Annotated in this window: 15 protein-coding genes and 1 pseudogene; 15 read left to right on the forward strand and 1 reads right to left on the reverse strand. The window is 70.5% G+C overall.

Translation table 11 applies throughout. The features are described from left to right. Positions 1–191: 191 nt before the first annotated feature. The 10 genes and pseudogenes from ACYQOP_RS05690 to ACYQOP_RS05735 form a co-directional block, all read left to right on the forward strand. Entirely contained in the window at positions 192–4,100 is a 3,909-nt protein-coding gene (locus tag ACYQOP_RS05690; protein ID WP_461221644.1) for a baseplate multidomain protein megatron, read from the forward strand. A gap of 25 nt (positions 4,101–4,125) precedes the next feature. Further along, positions 4,126–5,691 carry a DUF2793 domain-containing protein gene (locus ACYQOP_RS05695; protein WP_461221645.1) on the forward strand — a complete coding sequence of 522 codons (1,566 nt, stop codon included), beginning with the start codon at positions 4,126–4,128 and terminating at the stop codon, positions 5,689–5,691. 79 nt (positions 5,692–5,770) lie between these two features. Then, positions 5,771–6,466 carry a lysozyme gene (locus tag ACYQOP_RS05700; RefSeq protein WP_461221646.1) on the forward strand — a complete coding sequence of 232 codons (696 nt, stop codon included), beginning with the start codon at positions 5,771–5,773 and terminating at the stop codon, positions 6,464–6,466. Between the two features lie 41 nt (positions 6,467–6,507). Beyond that, complete coding sequence (locus ACYQOP_RS05705; RefSeq protein ID WP_461221647.1) at positions 6,508–7,032, forward strand: hypothetical protein; 525 nt, start codon at positions 6,508–6,510, stop codon at positions 7,030–7,032. A gap of 406 nt (positions 7,033–7,438) precedes the next feature. Continuing rightward, positions 7,439–7,789: a hypothetical protein gene (locus ACYQOP_RS05710; RefSeq protein ID WP_056426839.1), complete on the forward strand. Its 351-nt coding sequence runs from the start codon at positions 7,439–7,441 to the stop codon at positions 7,787–7,789. 87 nt (positions 7,790–7,876) lie between these two features. After that, positions 7,877–8,083, forward strand: a complete 207-nt coding sequence (locus ACYQOP_RS05715; protein WP_461221648.1) for a hypothetical protein — start codon at positions 7,877–7,879, stop codon at positions 8,081–8,083. A 143-nt stretch (positions 8,084–8,226) separates the two neighbouring features. After that, complete coding sequence (locus ACYQOP_RS05720) at positions 8,227–8,601, forward strand: PepSY domain-containing protein (RefSeq protein ID WP_056426845.1); 375 nt, start codon at positions 8,227–8,229, stop codon at positions 8,599–8,601. A 68-nt stretch (positions 8,602–8,669) separates the two neighbouring features. Continuing rightward, positions 8,670–9,347, forward strand: a complete 678-nt coding sequence (locus ACYQOP_RS05725) for a response regulator transcription factor (RefSeq protein WP_056143225.1) — start codon at positions 8,670–8,672, stop codon at positions 9,345–9,347. A 76-nt stretch (positions 9,348–9,423) separates the two neighbouring features. Beyond that, positions 9,424–9,876 (forward strand): antitoxin Xre/MbcA/ParS toxin-binding domain-containing protein, encoded by a 453-nt coding sequence (locus ACYQOP_RS05730; protein ID WP_207410812.1) that lies wholly within the window; start codon positions 9,424–9,426, stop codon positions 9,874–9,876. Continuing rightward, positions 9,873–10,346: pseudogene (locus tag ACYQOP_RS05735) on the forward strand (RES family NAD+ phosphorylase); the annotation flags it as partial. The gene ACYQOP_RS05730 and the pseudogene ACYQOP_RS05735, both read left to right, overlap by 4 nt. Positions 10,347–10,382: 36 nt before the next feature. On the opposite strand, the gene ACYQOP_RS05740 reads toward ACYQOP_RS05735, so the two are convergent. Next, entirely contained in the window at positions 10,383–10,604 is a 222-nt protein-coding gene (locus ACYQOP_RS05740; protein WP_207410810.1) for a type II toxin-antitoxin system VapB family antitoxin, read from the reverse strand. A 92-nt stretch (positions 10,605–10,696) separates the two neighbouring features. Here ACYQOP_RS05740 and ACYQOP_RS05745 point away from each other — a divergent pair, with 92 nt between their 5' ends. From ACYQOP_RS05745 to ACYQOP_RS05765, 5 genes are all read left to right on the forward strand, one after another. Beyond that, the gene (locus ACYQOP_RS05745) at positions 10,697–12,112 is read left to right on the forward strand and encodes a sensor histidine kinase (protein WP_207410809.1); all 1,416 of its coding nucleotides are present in this window, start codon (positions 10,697–10,699) and stop codon (positions 12,110–12,112) included. Positions 12,113–12,277: 165 nt separating this feature from the next. Next, positions 12,278–13,792, forward strand: coding sequence for a c-type cytochrome biogenesis protein CcmI (gene ccmI, locus ACYQOP_RS05750; RefSeq protein WP_461221650.1), 1,515 nt, complete (start codon positions 12,278–12,280; stop codon positions 13,790–13,792). A gap of 205 nt (positions 13,793–13,997) precedes the next feature. Beyond that, the gene (gene ccmE, locus ACYQOP_RS05755; RefSeq protein ID WP_311276587.1) at positions 13,998–14,519 is read left to right on the forward strand and encodes a cytochrome c maturation protein CcmE; all 522 of its coding nucleotides are present in this window, start codon (positions 13,998–14,000) and stop codon (positions 14,517–14,519) included. 31 nt (positions 14,520–14,550) lie between these two features. After that, complete coding sequence (locus ACYQOP_RS05760; protein WP_207410807.1) at positions 14,551–16,560, forward strand: heme lyase CcmF/NrfE family subunit; 2,010 nt, start codon at positions 14,551–14,553, stop codon at positions 16,558–16,560. Continuing rightward, positions 16,557–17,024: a cytochrome c-type biogenesis protein gene (locus tag ACYQOP_RS05765; RefSeq protein ID WP_461221651.1), complete on the forward strand. Its 468-nt coding sequence runs from the start codon at positions 16,557–16,559 to the stop codon at positions 17,022–17,024. Before ACYQOP_RS05760 ends, ACYQOP_RS05765 begins: the two co-directional genes overlap by 4 nt. The last annotated feature ends 76 nt before the right edge of the window (positions 17,025–17,100 follow it).

Below are 17,100 nucleotides of genomic sequence, written 5' to 3' on the forward strand. Positions count from 1 at the left end.
GTGACGAGCGGAGCGAGGGTGAGGGGGCGGCTCCGAGTGAGGCTCGTCCGAAGAAGCCCCCTCATCGTCGGCTGCCGCCTCGACGTGTTCCCCGGCAAGGGGGAGACACGTCCCTCTCCCCGCGAGCGGGGCGAGGCGATGCGCACCGAGTGTCCCTGATCCTTTAGCCCTCCCTCCCGGAGCCCTCCCGCATGGCCACGCTCATCCTGCAGACAGCCGGGGCGGCTCTCGGGACCGCGCTCGGCGGGCCGATCGGCGGGGCCGTGCTCGGCACGCTCGGCGCCGTGGCCGGTGGTGCGATCGACAGCGCCCTGTTCGGAGCGCGGGCCGGGCCGCGCTTCGTCGAAGGCCCGCGCCTGACCGATGTGGCCGGGCTGTCCTCCACGGAGGGCGAGCCGATCAAGCGGGTCTATGGCCGCGCCAAGGTGGGCGGCACCCTGATCTGGGCGACGCGCCCGCTGGAGGTGGCCAATACCAGCGTCCAGCGTGCCTCGTCCGGGGGCAAGGGCGGCGCCGGCCAGAAGACCGTGACCACCACCTATGCGTATTTCGCCGACCTCGCGGTGGGGCTGTGCGAAGGCGAGATCGCCCATGTCCGCCGGGTCTGGGCCGATGGCCGCGAGATCGACCTCACCACCCTGAATTACCGGCTGCACCGGGGCGGGGCCGACCAGGCGCTCGATCCGTTGATCGTCGCCAAGGACGGCGCGGAACGAGCCCCGGCCTATCGCGGCCTCGCCTATATGGTGTTCGAGCGTCTGGCGCTCGCCGAGTTCGGCAACCGGGTGCCGCAGCTGGCCTTCGAGGTGATCCGCCCCGTCGAGGGGCTCGCCGGGATGGTCCGCGCCGTCTGCCTCATCCCCGGCTCGACGGAGTTCGGCCTCGACCCCCGCCTCGTCACCGAGGATGCGGGTTTCGGCACCACGCGGGCCGCCAACCGGTTCCAGTTCCAGGAGGCGAGCGACGTCACCGCCTCCCTCGACGCGCTCCAGGCCCTGTGCCCGCGCCTCGCCCGCGTCTCGGTGGTGGCGAGCTGGTTCGGCAGCGACCTGCGCGCGGGCCGATGTACGGTGACGCCCAAGGTCGACCGGCCGGACAAGGCGACCCTCGGCGACACATGGAGCGTCGCCGGGCTGGCCCGCGATGAGGTGGAGACGGTCTCGACCGCGCCCATGGGAGGTGCGGCCTATGGCGGCACGCCCTCCGATGCCGGGCTCGGCCGCCTCGTCGCCGAGTTGCGCCGCCGCGGTCTCGAGGTCGTGCTCTACCCGTTCGTGATGATGGACGTGCCCGCCGGCAACGGCCTGCCCGATCCGCGCGACGCGGGCGCGCTCCATCAGCCGCCCTATCCCTGGCGGGGCCGTATCACCTGCGCGCCGGCCCCCGGCCAGCCGGGAAGCCCGGACGGGACCGCCGCTGCGTCCGCGCAGGTCGCGGCCTTCTTCCAGAACCCGGACGGATACCGCCGCTTCCTTCTCCATTACGCCGACCTCGCCGCCGGCTGGGCGGCCGACGGCGTTTCGCTCTCCGGCTTCATCATCGGCAGCGAGTTTCCGAGCCTCACCCGCGTGCGGGGCGAGGCCGGGCGCTATCCGGCCGTGGAGGCGTTCACGGCGCTGGCCCAGGAGGTGCGCGCCCGCCTCGGGGCCGGCGTGGCCCTGGTCTACGCGGCCGACTGGACCGAATACGGCGCCCATGTCCGCGATGGCGGGGCAACGGTCCGATTCCCCCTCGACGCGCTCTTCGCCGATCCCGCCATCGCGGCGGTGGGCATCGACTATTACCCACCGATCAGCGACTGGCGCGACGGCGAGGACCATGCCGACCTCGCCGAGACCGACAGCCTCTACGACACGGCCTATCTCCAGCGCCGCCTCGGGGCCGGCGAGGCGTTCGACTGGTACTATGCCGACGACGCCGACCGGCGCGCGCAACGGCGCACGCCGATCACCGATGGCGCGGCGGCCAAGCCCTGGATCTACCGGGCCAAGGACCTCGTCTCCTGGTGGTCGAACCCGCATCGCGAGCGGGACGGCGGGGTCGAGACCGGCACCACCGCCTGGATTCCCCGATCCAAGCCGATCTGGCTCACCGAGATCGGCGTGCCCGCCGTGGACAGGGGCACCAACGGCCCCAACGTCTTCCCGGACGCGAAATCCTCCGAGAACGCCGCGCCGCCCTTCTCCGCCAATCGTCGCGACGACCTGATCCAGGCCCGTGGCCTCGCCGCCATCCTGACCCGCTTCGATGCGGCGCTGCCGGGTTTCGAGCCGGCTCACAACCCGGTCTCGCCCGTCTATGGCGGCCCGATGGTGTCGCCCGGCTCCGTCTTCGTCTGGTGCTGGGATGCGCGGCCCTTCCCGGCCTTCCCGGATTTCGACACGGTCTGGGCGGATGCGGAGAACTGGTCCCTGGGTCATTGGATCACAGGACGGATCGAGGGGCTGGAGCTCGACCGCCTGATCCGCGCGATTCTCGCCGATCTCGGCATCACCGCGCCGGCCCGGATCACCGCCGATGCCTGGCTCGACGGCTACGTCATCGACCGGCTGATCTCTGCGCGCGGCGCCCTGGAGCCCCTGGCCCGGATCTACGGGCTCGACGTCTCGGCGGTGGGCGGCAGGCTCGACATTCGCGGCCCGCGCCGCGAGCGCCCGATCGCCCTCGCGGCCGCCGATCTGGTGCTGACGGAGCGGGACCGGGCGCCGCTCAGCTTCGTCCGCGCCGAAGAATCCGAGCTGCCGCGCGCGCTCACCCTCGGCTTCTGCGACGGGGAGAGCACCGATTACCGGAAAGCCAGCGCCTCGGCGATCCGTCCCACCGGCCTGAGACGGCGCGAAAGCAACGCCGACGCCCCCATCGTCACGCGCCGGGAGAGCGCGGAAGCGCTGGCCGAGGCGCTCCTCGACACGGCCATTGCCGGGCGCGACAGCGCGGGTTTCGCGGTGAGCCCGCGCCGGATCGACCTGGTGCCGGGCGACCTCCTGGCCCTGCCCGGCGCCCGGCTCCCCCACCGGATCGTGCGGATCGCCGACAGCGCCGGCGCGCGGCGGATCGAGACCCGTGCGGTCCCGGCCCAGGGGTTCCGCCGCGACGCCTATCGCAGCCCCGACGGGAAATCCCACAGGCCGCCGCCATCCATGGCCGGGCGCCCCTTCGCCCGCGTGCTCGACCTGCCGGTGGACAGGGGCAGCCCGACCATCCTCCAATATCTCGCCGTCTCGGCCGATCCCTGGCCCGGTGAGATGGCCGTCTGGCGCTCCGCCGGCACGGACGGGCCGCTCGGCCTGCACCGCATCGTCGATTACCCCGCCTGCCTCGGCGAGACGCTGACCCCGCTGCCGCCGGGACCGCTCTGGCGCTTCGACCGGGGGACCCGGCTCGATCTGCGCCTGCGCCATGCCGGCGCCCTCTCCTCCATCGCGGAGAGCGACGTTCTGGCGGGCGGGAACCTGTTCGCCCTGGTGGGCAGCGATGGCGGGGTCGAGATCATCGCGGCGGCCGGCGCCGAGCTGATCGGTCCCGGCACCTACCGCCTCAGCCGCCTGCTGCGCGGCCTGATGGGGAGCGAGGATCTCAGCCGGCGCGCGAATCCGGCCGGCTGCCTCGTCGTGCGCCTCGACGACGGGGCGGTCGTCCCCCTGGTGGAACGGCTCGACGAGGCCGGCCGGCCCTTCCGCTACCGGATCGGTCCCGCCGGCCGCGACCCCGGCGATCCGAGCTACGTGGAGCTGCAGGCGAGCGCCGGCCTGCTGCCGCTCCGCCCCCTCGCGCCGGTGCACCTGACCGCGCGCCGCGAAGCGGACGGGATCCGGCTCGCCTGGATCCGCCGGGCGCGGCGGGACGCGGATGGCTGGGAGCCGGTGGAGATCCCGCATGACGAGGCGGGCGAGACCTACGAGGTCGCGATCCACGCGCCGGACGGATCGACCCTGCGGACCGCCCGGACGACCGAGCCGGTGCTCCTCTACCTCGGCTCCGACGAGAGCGCCGATTTCGGCGCGACGCAGACCCGCCTCGACGTGAGCGTCGCCCAGATCGGCGCCCTCACCGGCCCCGGCCCCGGCCGCCGCGCCATCCTGCCCGTGCGCTCCGCCTGAGCGCCCACCGATCCGGAGCTCCACCATGTCGCAGATGACGGCCAACCTCGCCCTGCCGCTGATCGCGGCGGGGCAGGCGGGAAAGCACGTGACCCATAACGAGGCCCTGGCAGCCCTCGATACCCTCGTGCAGCTCGCCTGCCTCGACAAGGACCTGACATCCCCGCCCTCCTCGCCCGCCGAGGGCGACCGCTACCTCGTCGCCGACGCTGCGCCCACCGGCGCCTGGACCGGCCTCTCCGGCCACATCGTCCATTTCCATGACGGCGTCTGGAACGGCCTCGCGCCGAGGGCCGGGTGGCTCGCCTATCTGGCCGACGAGGACGCGTTCTACCGTTTCGACGGCGCCGCCTGGATCGCCCTCTCCCGCACGATCTCGGCCCTGCAGAGCCTCGCCCTGCTCGGCCTCGGCACCGAGGCGGATGCGGAGAACCCGTTCGCGGCCAAGCTCAACAAGGCCCTGTGGACAGCGCGCGGCACGGCGGAGGGCGGCACCGGCGACCTGCGCTTCGCCCTGAACAAGGCGGCCACGGCCAACGTCCTGTCGCTGCTGCTCCAGACCGGATTCTCGGCGCGCGCCGAGATCGGCCTGATCGCCGACGATGGCCTGTCCGTGAAAGTCTCGGCGGATGGGACGAACTGGGCCCATGCCTGGCGGGCCCAGGCGAATAACGGCTTCGTCGGTTTCGGCTCGGCCGCGTCGCCGGGCGGCCCGGTGCCGGGTGCTCCGGTCTCCGTCTCGGGCTCGTCGAGTGCCGCCCTGATCCAGCTCGAATGCTACAGCCCGGGCGCGCCGGTGGTGAACATCACGACGCGCATCGCCCGCGGCACCCCGGCCGCCCCGACGGGCATCCTCGCGGGAGACCGGTTCTTCGGTTTCTTCGGCCGTGGCTACCATGCGGCGGGCGGGTTCTCCGGCAACATGGTCACCTTCAACGGTGTCGCCGAAGAGGATTTCACCGCCACGGCGCAGGGCACGTTCGTCGATTTCCAGACGACGGACATCGGCACGAGGTCACGCCGGTCCGTGGTCAAGTTCAGGGGCAACGGCGCCCTCGAACTCATCCCCCGCACCGGCACGCCGAGCGCAGGGCTCGCACCCGGGCAGATCCTGTTCGACGGCACCGCCACCGCGTTCAAGGTCTATGACGGGACGCGCTGGTCCCGCCTCACCGACCTGCCCCGGTTCGCAGCCGCCATGGCCGCCGACATGACGATTCCGGCGGGCGCCTGGGCGAAGGTGGCGTTCAACACCGCCGAGGTGAACGACCAGGGCGCGTTCGTGCCCGCGACGAACCGGTTCGTCGCCCCCGAGGCCGGCACCTACACGTTCGGCGCGGGCCTCGCCTTCCGCAAAAGCGGCAACGCCGCGCCCACCGCGCTCCAGGCCCGGCTCTACCGCAACGGCGCGGCGTCCCCGCGCCACCGGGCGGGCGTGACCGGCCTGGTCGACGGCGTCTCGACCCTCGCCCTTACGGCGACCCTCGCCCTGGCGGCGGGCGACACCGTGGAGGTGTTCGCGCAGTTCACCGGCGCCGAGGGCGGCATCCTCGCCGCCGACACGACGTTCTGGGGCCTCTCCGTGCCCTGAACCGCCCGGGAGGCGGTGCCCTCCCGGATCGCGCGTCGCCGGACGACGCCTCTCCCCCGTTCCAGACCCGGAGTGAACCATGGACCTCAGCGCCATCGGCAGTGCCGTGCTCGTCGCCCGCGAAGGCCGGCGCCTCGACGCCTACCGCGATTCCGTCGGCATCTGGACCATCGAAATCGGCCATACCAGCGCGGCGGGGCCGCCCGCGGTGACCCAGGGCCTGCGTCTGACGGCGGCGGAATGCGACGCCGTCTTCGCCCGCGATGTCGGCCGCTTCGTGCGGACCGTCGCGGCGGTGGTGCCAAGCGATCTGCCCGACCATTCTTTCGATGCCCTTGTCTCCCTCTGCTTCAACATCGGCGAAGGCGCGTTCCGGCGCTCGACCGTCGTGCGCCGCCTGAAGGCCGGGGACCGCGCGGGGGCCGCCGAGGCGATCCTGATGTGGAACCGGCCCGCCTCCCTGATCCCGCGCCGGAGGGCCGAATACGACCAGTTCCGTACGCCCTACGCGGCCTCCCTGCCGCGCGCCCGCTCCACCGATCCCGCCGTCATCCCGCGCCCGGCCGAGACGACCGCACTGCCCGCGAGCCCGGCGCGGGAGCAACCCGAAGCAGGGCCGGGACTCGTGACGGGCCCGGCCGTCGGCTCCGAGCGCCGCCCCCTCCCCCGCACGCCTTCGATTCGGACCGCGCCGCCGCAGCGGAGCGTCGCGCCCGCCAGTGCCTGGGCTCGGTTCACGGCGTCCCTCCGGGCCCTGTTCGGCCCGGGGGCCTGATCCCGAAAAGCCCGCTCCCCCGCCGCATCCCGGAGATCGTCATGAAACCCTCGTTCCTCGTCCTCGGCGGCCTTGCCGTGCTGCTCTCCTCCTGCGCCGCCTCGCCCTGCATGGCGGCGACGGCGGAAGCCGCCATCTTCCTGCCCTGGGGCGATGCCGCGATCGCCCTTGCCCAGATCGTCACCGCCTTCCTGGTGCCCCTGGCGATCACCGCGGCGACCGCCGCATTGGCGCGGATCGCCGGCCCGTTGCAGGTCCTGATCACGACCACCCTGGTCGAGCGTCTCGTACGCAATGTCGGCGATTACGCGATCAATGCCGTGGCCGGCGCCGTACGCGGGCGGACCTTGTCGGTGCCGGTGGGCTCGGCCGTGATCGCACGCGCGGTTCAACGGGCCCTCGACCAGGCGCCGGCCTGGCTGGTGACGGCGGCGGGCGGGGCGGAGGGGCTCGCGGAGAAGGTCTTCCGCAGCCTGCCCCTCGATGAGGAGGCCACGACCGGCAACACCCTGCCCCCCGCCCTCGACGCCCTGCGGGCGGGACAGGGCGCGGTGTCCCCGGCCTGAGCTGCGTTCCGTGGACCGAGGGCTGCGACATCCGCACATCTCGCGGGCTGCGCTGGCGAGCCCTCTCCTGGAAGGCAGGGCGATCGCACATGATACCACGCCGTCATTCCGGGTCGCCACAGGCGAGCCCGGACCCGGAGGGCCGCGCTAGAGGCGTGCAATCCAGAGCCGCCGACAGTGTAAAGTCCGGCACCATTTGTGTTTCTGGATCCCGGGCTCCGCTGCGCGGACCCGGGATGACGGGGTGGTGCCAGCGGGTTTCTGACAGGCAAATCGGCATATGCGGTCGCCCTGCCTGGAAGGAGAGGGCACCCGGCGCGCCTTAGGTCGCGGACCTGCTTGGAAAGAGCGAACAGCCGTCGAGCAGATGGGTGAGCCCTTTCGGGGCAGCGGAGGGGAGGTTCCCATGGACAGGATCGCGCTCGAAGCCGCCCGCCTGCTGTTCTCGGAGGAGGGCGCGGGCTGGATCGTCGCCGCCCTTCTCGGCTTCGCCTGCCTGCATCTCTACCGGGAGGTGGGCCGGGCGCAGGAAGCCCGGATCGGCGAAGCCGGCGCCACGGCGACGGCTCTGGAACGGGCCTCGCAGGCGAACTCGGCCGTGGCTCTGGCCATCGAGAGCCGCACGCGCGTGCTCGAAGACCTGTCCCGGCTGGCCGGCGAGATCTCGCGCGGTGTCGATCGCGGCGACGAGCGGGCGCGGGAGAAGTTCGACGAAATCCTGCGCCGCCTCTCGGAAACCCGCCACGAGGGCCGATGACGCCCAGGCTTTCCTTCCGCGCGGCGCTCATCGCGCCTCGTGCTTCTTTGCCCGTTCCCCTTTACCCATGGATGGGAGCTCACCCCGATGAACCGTCTCGCCCGCTTCTTCCCGCCCTCCCCGCGCCTGCGCGCCGCCTCCGGTCGCCTCCGGGCGGCGGAGACCGGATTCGAGCTCTCGATGACCGACCTGCGCAGGGCCGCCCTTGAGCACGTCGATTGTCACCGCCTCCTCGGCATCGCCTTGCGGGCGAGCCTGCAACCTCCGGTTCTCCACGGTGAAGGCCCCTCGTGACCGCCCGTTTCGGGAACCGGAGGGGGCACGATCGGCTTGCCCGCTCTCATCTCGCCGCGCCACGATCCGATCGTTCGGGATCGGGGCCCGGCCGAACCCGCATTCAGGGCGCATTCAGTGCCCGAAGACCATTGACTCATCCCATGCGCATCCTCCTCGCCCTGCTGTTCATCGGCCTGACCGTCGCGGCTTTCGCGACGGGGCCGATTCGCACGCTGGCGGAAGAGACGATGACGCCCGGTACGGCCGAGGTCTCGGCGCCGATGCACGTGGTCCCGCCGAGCGAGAGCTGTCTCAGCCCGGCGGACCTGCGCGAGGCGGTGGCGGACAAGCGGGTGATCGAGCCGGTGGCCGCGATCCGCGCCGCCCGGACGGTGATCTCCCGGGCCGAGATCCAGCGCGCCCGGCTCTGCCGGCACGGGGAGGGCCTCGCCTATCTCCTGACGGCCTTGCGCCGGGACGGACAGTTCGTCCACGTGTTGGTGGATGCCACCACCGGACGGGTTATCGGCAAATAAAGGCGGGGGCGCCTATCGTTCTCCGCGACGGGGGCTTCACCGCCGCCTCATCTTGGGAGTGAATCGCAGTGCGTCTGCTCGTCGTCGAGGATGACCGGGACATCAACCGGCAAGTGGTCAGCGCGCTCGAGGAGGCCGGCTACGTCGCCGACAAGGCCTTCGACGGCGAAGAGGGCGCCTATCTCGGCGAGAGCGAACCCTACGACGCGATCATCCTCGACATGGGCCTGCCAAAGGCGGACGGCGTCACCGTGCTGCAGAAATGGCGCCGCGCCGGCATCAAGACGCCGGTCATCATCCTCACCGCCCGCGACCGCTGGTCGGACAAGGTCGACGGGTTCGATGCCGGGGCCGACGATTACGTGACCAAGCCCTTCCACATGGAGGAGCTGATGGCGCGCGTACGCGCGCTCCTGCGCCGCGCCACCGGCCACGCCACGAGCCAGATCTCCTGCGGGCCCGTCGTGCTCGATACCCGCTCGGGCCGCGTCTATGTCGACGGCAACCCGATCAAGCTCACGAGCCACGAATACCGCCTGCTCGCCTACCTGATGCACCATACCGGCCGCGTGGTTTCCCGCGCCGAGTTGACGGAGCACCTCTACGACCAGGATTTCGACAGGGATTCCAACACGATCGAGGTCTTCGTCGGCCGCCTCCGCAAGAAGCTCGCGGTGGACCTGATCCAGACCGTGCGCGGCCTCGGCTACCTCGTCGACCCGAACCAGCCCGCGCCGCGGGTGTAGGGGGTAGAACTTCGGCGGATCTTGCCCCCGTCTCATCTGAGCCCCATAATCGGCTCAATTGAGATGGGAGCAAGACATGGCGAGCTACGACATGCCCAGCGGAGTAGCCGTCGCCGACGTTCTGGGATTCGAGGGACCGAGGTCCGGCGAAAGCACGGACGCGAATGTCATCGCGCAGGTCACGGCGGGGTTGCCGGTGGCTTCCGTCGATCGGCTCGCCTCCGCTGTCGCTCCCGACGATCGGACATTCGCCTTCAACTTCGTGGCACGCGCTACGCTCAACCGCCGCCGCGCCGAGGCGAAGGCGAGGCTGACCCCGCATGAGAGTGCGAAGGTGGTGCGCCTGGCGAAGGTCTGGGCGATGGCCCGTGATGTCTGGAAATCGGATGACGCCGCGCGGGACTTCCTTCACCGCCCTCATCCTCTCCTCGAGAACCGGCCACCCCTCGAAGTCGCGCTGGAATCCGAGTTCGGCGGACCACGCGTGGAGGCCGTCCTCGGCCGGCTCAAATATGGCTCCGCTGCGTGAGCGGTCAGACGCTCGCGCAGGCACAGAAGGCCTATCGAATCGGGGATCCCGACGGCGAGTACGCAATCTTCGATCCGACGGGGTCACGCCTTTTCCCCGGCCGATGGAACACACCGGCAAGCCCGATGATCTATGCGTCGGCCGACTACTCCACATCCATGCTCGAAAAGCTCGTCCACGGCAGCGGACGGCTTCCACCCAACCAGCACTACGTCGAGATCCTCCTATCGGCCGGTCTCTCCTACGAGGTGCTGTCCCAACCTGCGGTGCCGGGATGGGATCATCCCGATTGCAACGCGTCGCGGACCTTCGGCGAAACTTGGCACCGCTCTCGCCGGTCGCTGCTTCTGTTCGTCCCGAGCGTCGTGGCGCGCGTGAGCACCAATATCCTCATCAACCCGGACCATCCGGATTTCGGCAGGATTACGGTGGGGCTTCATCAGCCATGCTGGTGGGACAACCGCCTGTTCGAGCGGCCGGGCAACCCTGCTTCGGCACCAACGGCCTCATCGCGGCCGGTCCAATCCGCCGGGCCGCACGACGCCCTCTCCGCTATCGGCGAGTTCGGCGACGGTCCGACCCTGGATCCGTGACGTCTCTTGCGGTGACGTCTCTTGTAACTCGCGGGCAACCGCACGCCTGATCGCCTCGTCGGACGAAACGCCCCAGCGCTCCGCCAGGGTTCTCACAAGCAGTTCGGTCTCGGGATCATCGATGTCGAAGGCCATCGCCGCATCTCCATTCGGATGATGGTACAGACGGTACGACACGTCTTTCAACCAGAGCGAGACCGCCGCCCCATCATGACGACGAGACGAGTGTGATCGCCTTTCCCTCCTGGCTGCCGTTCCGGCGGCGCTCCATCGCCGTGCGCCTGGCGGGCTCGGCTCTGATCGCGAGTTCGGCGATCCTGCTGATCGCGGCCTGGATCCTCACCACGCTCTACCGCGAGAACACCGAGCGCTCCTTCGACAGCCGGCTCCTCGTCTATGCCAACAACCTCGCCACCGATCTCGTCTCCCCCAACGATCCCGAGAGCCGCTCCTTCAACCTGAGCGACCCGCGTTTCGACCTGCCCCTCTCGGGCTGGTACTGGCAGGTGGGGCGGCCGGATGCGCGCCCGCGCGACCTGCGCACCTCGCGCTCCCTCGTCGGCGTGCCGCTGAAGCCGGCCGGCACGCCGGACAACAATGCCGGGATCGGCCAGATCCGCCAGGGCTACGGCAAGGCCCAGGACGACCGGCCGCTACGCATCATCGAGCGCGACGTCGATCTCGGCGAGGAGGGACGCTACACCGTGCGCGTCGCCGGCCCCGCCGACGAGATCGAGAACGATGTCGGCCGCTTCCGCTTCTCGCTGATGGTGACGTTCGGCCTGCTCGGCCTGTTCCTGGCGCTGACGACGCTGCTGCAGATCCGCTTCGGCCTGGCGCCCCTGGCCAAGCTCCGCACGGCCCTCGGCGCGATCCGCCGGGGCGAGGCCGACCGGATCGGCGGCGAGTATCCGCGTGACATCGCCCCCCTCGCCGGCGAGGTGAACCTCCTGATCGAGACCAACCGCGAGATCCTGGAGCGGGCGCGCACGCAGGTGGGCAACCTCGCCCACGCCCTGAAGACGCCGCTGTCGATCATCGTCAACGAGGTCGGCGCCAGCGACGCGTCGGACGACCTCGCCGCGAAGATCCGCGAGCAGGCGGCTGTGATGCGCGACCAGGTGAACTACCATCTCGACCGGGCGCGGGCGGCGGCTTTGGCCGGCACCCTCGGCACCTCCACCGAGGTGGAGCCGGCGCTCGCAGGGCTGGTGCGCACCTTCGGCAAGATCTACCGCGACAAGGACATCGCCTACGAGGTCCATGTCCCGCCGGGTCTGCGCTTTCGCGGCGAGCGGCAGGATTTCGAGGAGATGATCGGCAATCTCGTCGACAACGCCTCGAAATGGGCGCGCAGCCGCGTCTCGATCCGGGCGGAAACGGTGAGCGAGCACCATTATCCCCACCTTCTCGTCTCCATCGAGGATGACGGGCCGGGCCTGCAGCCGGAAGACCGCGCGGCGGTGCTGGGCCGTGGACAGAGGCTCGACGAGACCAAACCCGGCTCGGGCCTCGGCCTCTCCATCGTGGCCGATCTGGCGGCCCTCTATCGTGGCCGTTTCCGCCTGGAAGAAGCCCAGCTCGGCGGCGTCCGGGCCGTGATCGAGGTGCCCGGAGACGCACCGAATGCCAGCGCCGGATGAGCGCCGGACTATGCGAAACGCCCCGAATGGTGTTTCAGACGGGCGTGCCCCTCGGGTCGGCGACTTCCGACACGGCACAGGTTCACGTGACACCGTGTCGCCGAACCGGTCCCTGCGTTCAGGCTCGTCCGGCGCTTACATGCGATGCTGCGAGTTTGGGGTGCGATGACGGCGATCTGGTTCATTTTGGCGGTGATGACGGGGGGCACCGTGCTGGCATTGCTCTGGCCGATGTCGCTATGGTCCAAGGCACGGCGGGCGGAGGCCGCTCCCCCGCCTCCGGCCGGAGCGCTGTCCACCGAAACCGCGTTCTATGAGGACCAGCTCCGCGAGATCGAGCGCGACCTGACGCGCGGGTTGATCGCGCCCGCCGAGGCCGACGCGGCCCGCACCGAGGCGGCCCGCCGCCTCCTTCGTGCCAGCCGGGAGAACCCCGAAGCCGTTTCCGATGGGATGGCCGAGCCCGCCCTGCGCCAGCGCCGCGCGGCCTCGGCCTTCGCACTGTCGACGATCCCGCTCGTGGCGCTCATCGCCTACGGGCTCTACGGCTCACCGCACATGCCGTCCCAGACGGCCTCCGACCGGCAGGCGGTGCAGTCCGGCGGGCAGGACATGCTCAAGGCCATCGGGCAGATCGAGGCGCGGCTCGCCAGCGATCCGAGCGACGGCCGCGGCTGGTCGGTACTCGCCCCGGTCTATGTCCGCCTCGGACGGTTCGACGATGCGGCCCATGCCTATGAGGCCGCGACCCGCCTGCTCGGCGAGTCGCCGCAGCGCCTCTCCGATTGGGGCGAGGCCCTCGTCGCCGGCGCCAACGGGACCGTGACGCCCCGGGCGAAGGAAATCTTCGAACGCGCGGCGAGCCTCGATGCCGGCGCCGCCAAGCCGCGTTTCTACCTGGCACGCGCCGCCGAACTCGAGGGCGACATCCCCGGCGCGGTCCGCCAGCTGACCACCCTGATGGAGAGCGCCCCGGCCGATGCGCCCTGGCTGCCCCTGGTGCGCGAGACGCTCACCCGCCTGAACGGCGAGGCGCCGGCCGCGACCGCCAAGCCCGGCCCATCGGCCAAGGCTCCCGATTCCAGCGCTGCGGCGGACCTGCAGGCGATGCCCGCAGCCAATCGCGACGCGGCGATCCGGGGCATGGTCGACGGGCTCGACCGGCGCCTGACCGAGAAGGGAGGCACCGCCGACGAGTGGGTCCGCCTCGTCCGGTCCTACGGCGTGCTGGGAGACCGCGAAAAGATGAAGGCGGCCCTCGACCGGGCGCGGAACGCGGTCGGCAGCGAAGCTGGGGCCGGGACCAAGCTCGATGAACTCGCACGCGAGTTCGGCCTCGCCTCGGCACCGGCGGCTCCGCCAGTGACCGCCGCCGATGCGGCAGAGCGCGCCGGGACGGATGCCGCCGTGGCTGCCGTAAAGGCGATGCCGGCGCCCGAGCGGGACGCCGCCATCCGCGGCATGGTCGCCGGCCTCGACCGGCGGCTCGCCTCGAAGGGCGGCACGGTGGATGATTGGCTGCGTCTCGTGCGTTCGTACAGCGTATTGGGTGAACGCCAGCAGGCGAGCCATGCCCTCGATCGCGGTCGCATGGCCCTCAGCCCAGATGCCCGCGCGATGGAAAAGCTCGACATCCTGGCCCAGGAACTCGGCCTGCGCGGAGGCAACGACAAGCCGTGATCCGGGCTGCGACGAAGGACGCCCCCTGACAATCCGCCCCGGCCGCGGGCCTTGACCCGGACTGTCATGGGGCCGAAACCCGAGTTACGCCAGAAACCTAAATTATACCGGACCACTGGCCAGACGACAGGACAGCCGGATCTGCCCTTCCGCGCCGACCGAGCGCCCGTTCACGAGGCGCCGGAACAGAAACGGGACGAAACTTGTGACTCGCAAGAGCCGCCGCCTGATCCTGATCGCCGCCTGCGGTGCCGTGCTCGCGCTGGCCCTCGGCCTGATCCTGTCCGCCATGAGCGGGTCGATCGTGTTCTTCCGGTCACCCACCGAGGTGACCGCGCAGGGCGTGGCGCCGGGCACCCGCTTCCGCCTCGGCGGACTGGTCAAGGAAGGCTCGCTCCAGCGCGGCCCGGACCAGAACATCGATTTCGCCGTGACCGACACCAACGCGACGGTCCAGGTGCAGTATCGCGGATTGCTTCCCGACCTGTTCCGCGAGGGCCAGGGGATCGTCGCCGAAGGGCGGCTCGAGCCGGGCGGCATCTTCCGCGCCGACACCGTGCTGGCCAAGCACGACGAATCCTACATGCCCCGCGAGGTCGCCGATGCGCTCAAGGCGCAGGGACGGTGGCAGGAGGGCGGCTCCAAGGGAGCCCCCGCCGGGAAAGCCGCCGAGGGCGTGAAGACCGCCGACGGCGAGCCGACGCTCGGACGACGCAGCGAACGATGACCGGTATGACCCTGAGGAAGGACAATCCGACGTGCTGATCGAAGTCGGACATTTCGCGCTGGCATTGGCGCTGGCGCTTTCCCTGGTCCAGGCGGTGATGCCGGTCTGGGCCGCCCGCTCGGGGGATGCGGCCCTGCGCGCCGTCGCCACTCCGGCTGCGCTCGGCACCTTCGCCTGCATCCTGTTCTCGTTCGGGGCGCTCACCTACGCGCATGCCACGTCGGACTTCTCGGTCCAGAACGTGATCGAGAATTCGCACACGGCCAAGCCCTTCCTCTACAAGCTCTCGGGCGTGTGGGGGAACCATGAGGGCTCGATGCTGCTCTGGGTCCTCATCCTGGCCCTGTTCGGCGCCCTGGTCGCGGTGTCCCGGAACTCGGTTCCGCCGGTGCTCCGTGCCAACACCCTGGCGGTCCAGGGTCTCGTCACCTTCGTCTTCGTGCTGTTCATCATCACGACCTCGAACCCGTTCATGCGGGTGAGCCCGGCGCCGATCGAGGGCAACGACCTCAATCCGCTGCTGCAGGATTTCGGCCTCGCGATCCATCCGCCCCTTCTCTACGTCGGCTATGTCGGCTTCTCGATCACCTTCGCCTTCGCCATCGCGGCGCTGATCGACGGCCGCATCGACGCGGTCTGGGCCCGCGCCGTGCGTCCCTGGACGCTGATCGCCTGGAGCTTCCTGACCCTGGGTATCGCGATGGGCTCGTACTGGGCCTATTACGAACTCGGCTGGGGCGGCTGGTGGTTCTGGGATCCGGTGGAGAACGCCTCGCTGATGCCCTGGCTCGCGGGCACGGCGCTGCTCCATTCCACCGTGGTGATGGAGAAGCGCGATGCGCTCAAGGTCTGGACGGTGCTGCTCGCCATCCTCACCTTCTCGCTGTCGCTGCTCGGCACCTTCATCGTCCGCTCGGGCGTCCTCACCTCGGTGCATTCCTTCGCCACCGACCCGACGCGCGGCGTCTTCATCCTCGCCATCCTGATCCTGTTCATCGGCGGCTCGCTCAGCCTCTTCGCCTGGCGCGCGCCGATGCTGCGGCAGGGCGGCCTGTTCGCGCCGATCTCGCGCGAGGGCGCCCTGGTGATGAACAACCTGTTCCTCGCCGCCGCCTGCGCCACCGTCTTCGTCGGCACGCTCTACCCGCTGCTGCTCGAATCCCTGACCTCCGAGAAGATCTCGGTGGGGCCGCCCTTCTTCAACTACACCTTCATCCCCCTGGCGATTCCGCTCCTCCTCATCGTCCCCTTCGGCCAGACCCTGGCCTGGAAGCGCGGCGACGTGCACGCAGCCTCGCAGCGCCTGTTCGCCGCCATGGGTGTCGCCCTCGCCGTCGGCCTCGCCGTGCTCGCCTGGACCTGGGGCGGCCCGATGATGGCGCCCATCGGCATCGGCCTCGGTGCCTATCTGGTCGTCGGCTCGGCCATGGAGATCGTGTCGCGGGCCCGCGGCTACGGGAACAGCCGGGCACGGACGGTCAGCGCCGTCATGCGACGGGCCATCGGCCTGCCGCGCTCGGCCTGGGGGACCGCGCTGGCCCATGCGGGCGTCGGAATCGTGGTTCTGGGCATCGCGGCGCAGGGTTGGGCCACGGAGGCCCTGAGCACGGTGAAGCCGGGCGAGTCTCTCACCTCCGGCCCCTACGTGGCGACCCTCGACCGGGTTGGCCCGCGCACGGGCGAGAATTACGAGGAGACGACGGCCTTCCTGACCATCCGCAACACGGCCGGTGACTTCATCGGCACGGTTGAGACGGGCAAGCGCTTCTATCCCAGCCGCAAGATGAACGTGACGGAATCCGGGTTGCTCACCGTCGGGGTCAGTCAGGTCTATGCCAGCCTCGGCGAGATGGTCCCCGGCGGGGCCATCGGCCTGCGGCTCTACTACAAGCCCCTGGTGCTGTTGATCTGGCTCGGTTCCGTCGTCATGGCGCTGGGCGGGGCGGTGTCCCTCACCGACCGCAGGATGCGGGTGGGAGCGCCCGCACGGGCCAAGGAGAAGGCCAAGACCATGCCCGGCACCATGGCCCCCGCCGAATGAGCGCGGCTCGTCTTCCCCGCCTGCTCGTCGCCCTGGCGCTTCTCGCCGGCTCGACGGGCACCACCCTGGCCGTCCAGCCGGACGAAGTCCTGCCGGACGCGAAGCTCGAAGCGCGGGCGCGAGATATCTCCTCGGGCCTGCGCTGCCTCGTCTGCCAGAACCAGTCCATCGACGATTCCGATGCGCCCCTGGCGCGCGACCTGCGGTTGATCGTGCGCGAGCGGCTCAAGGCGGGCGACAATGACAGGCAGGTGCAGGATTACGTCGTCGGCCGCTATGGCGAGTATGTCCTGCTGCGCCCGGTCCTTGCCCTGCACACGTTGCTGCTTTGGCTGACGCCCCTGATGGCCCTCGGCCTCGGGGTTTTCGGCCTCTGGCGTCTGTCCCGTCGGCGTGCGGAACACGAGACCAAGCTGAGCCCTGCGGAAGAAGCCGAGATCGCCGCCCTTACCCGACGCGACTGACGGAACGCTCGTGCTGCATTGCAGCATAGGATGCTTCTACCTCAAGCGCGGACGGGATCGCCTTCCGCCTGACGAA

The sequence above is a fragment of the Methylobacterium sp. CM6247 genome (assembly GCF_054817925.1).

Excerpts from the sequence above, each read along its gene's own strand:
- ACYQOP_RS05690 (WP_461221644.1), top strand. The coding sequence starts at position 192 with ATGGCCACGCTCATCCTGCAGACAGCCGGGGCGGCTCTCGGGACCGCG.
- ACYQOP_RS05695 (WP_461221645.1), top strand. The coding sequence starts at position 4,126 with ATGTCGCAGATGACGGCCAACCTCGCCCTGCCGCTGATCGCGGCGGGG.
- ACYQOP_RS05700 (WP_461221646.1), top strand. The coding sequence starts at position 5,771 with ATGGACCTCAGCGCCATCGGCAGTGCCGTGCTCGTCGCCCGCGAAGGC.
- ACYQOP_RS05705 (WP_461221647.1), top strand. The coding sequence starts at position 6,508 with ATGAAACCCTCGTTCCTCGTCCTCGGCGGCCTTGCCGTGCTGCTCTCC.
- ACYQOP_RS05710 (WP_056426839.1), top strand. The coding sequence starts at position 7,439 with ATGGACAGGATCGCGCTCGAAGCCGCCCGCCTGCTGTTCTCGGAGGAG.
- ACYQOP_RS05715 (WP_461221648.1), top strand. The coding sequence starts at position 7,877 with ATGAACCGTCTCGCCCGCTTCTTCCCGCCCTCCCCGCGCCTGCGCGCC.
- ACYQOP_RS05720 (WP_056426845.1), top strand. The coding sequence starts at position 8,227 with ATGCGCATCCTCCTCGCCCTGCTGTTCATCGGCCTGACCGTCGCGGCT.
- ACYQOP_RS05730 (WP_207410812.1), top strand. The coding sequence starts at position 9,424 with ATGGCGAGCTACGACATGCCCAGCGGAGTAGCCGTCGCCGACGTTCTG.
- ACYQOP_RS05740 (WP_207410810.1), bottom strand. The coding sequence starts at position 10,604 with ATGGCCTTCGACATCGATGATCCCGAGACCGAACTGCTTGTGAGAACC.
- ccmI (WP_461221650.1), top strand. The coding sequence starts at position 12,278 with ATGACGGCGATCTGGTTCATTTTGGCGGTGATGACGGGGGGCACCGTG.
- ACYQOP_RS05765 (WP_461221651.1), top strand. The coding sequence starts at position 16,557 with ATGAGCGCGGCTCGTCTTCCCCGCCTGCTCGTCGCCCTGGCGCTTCTC.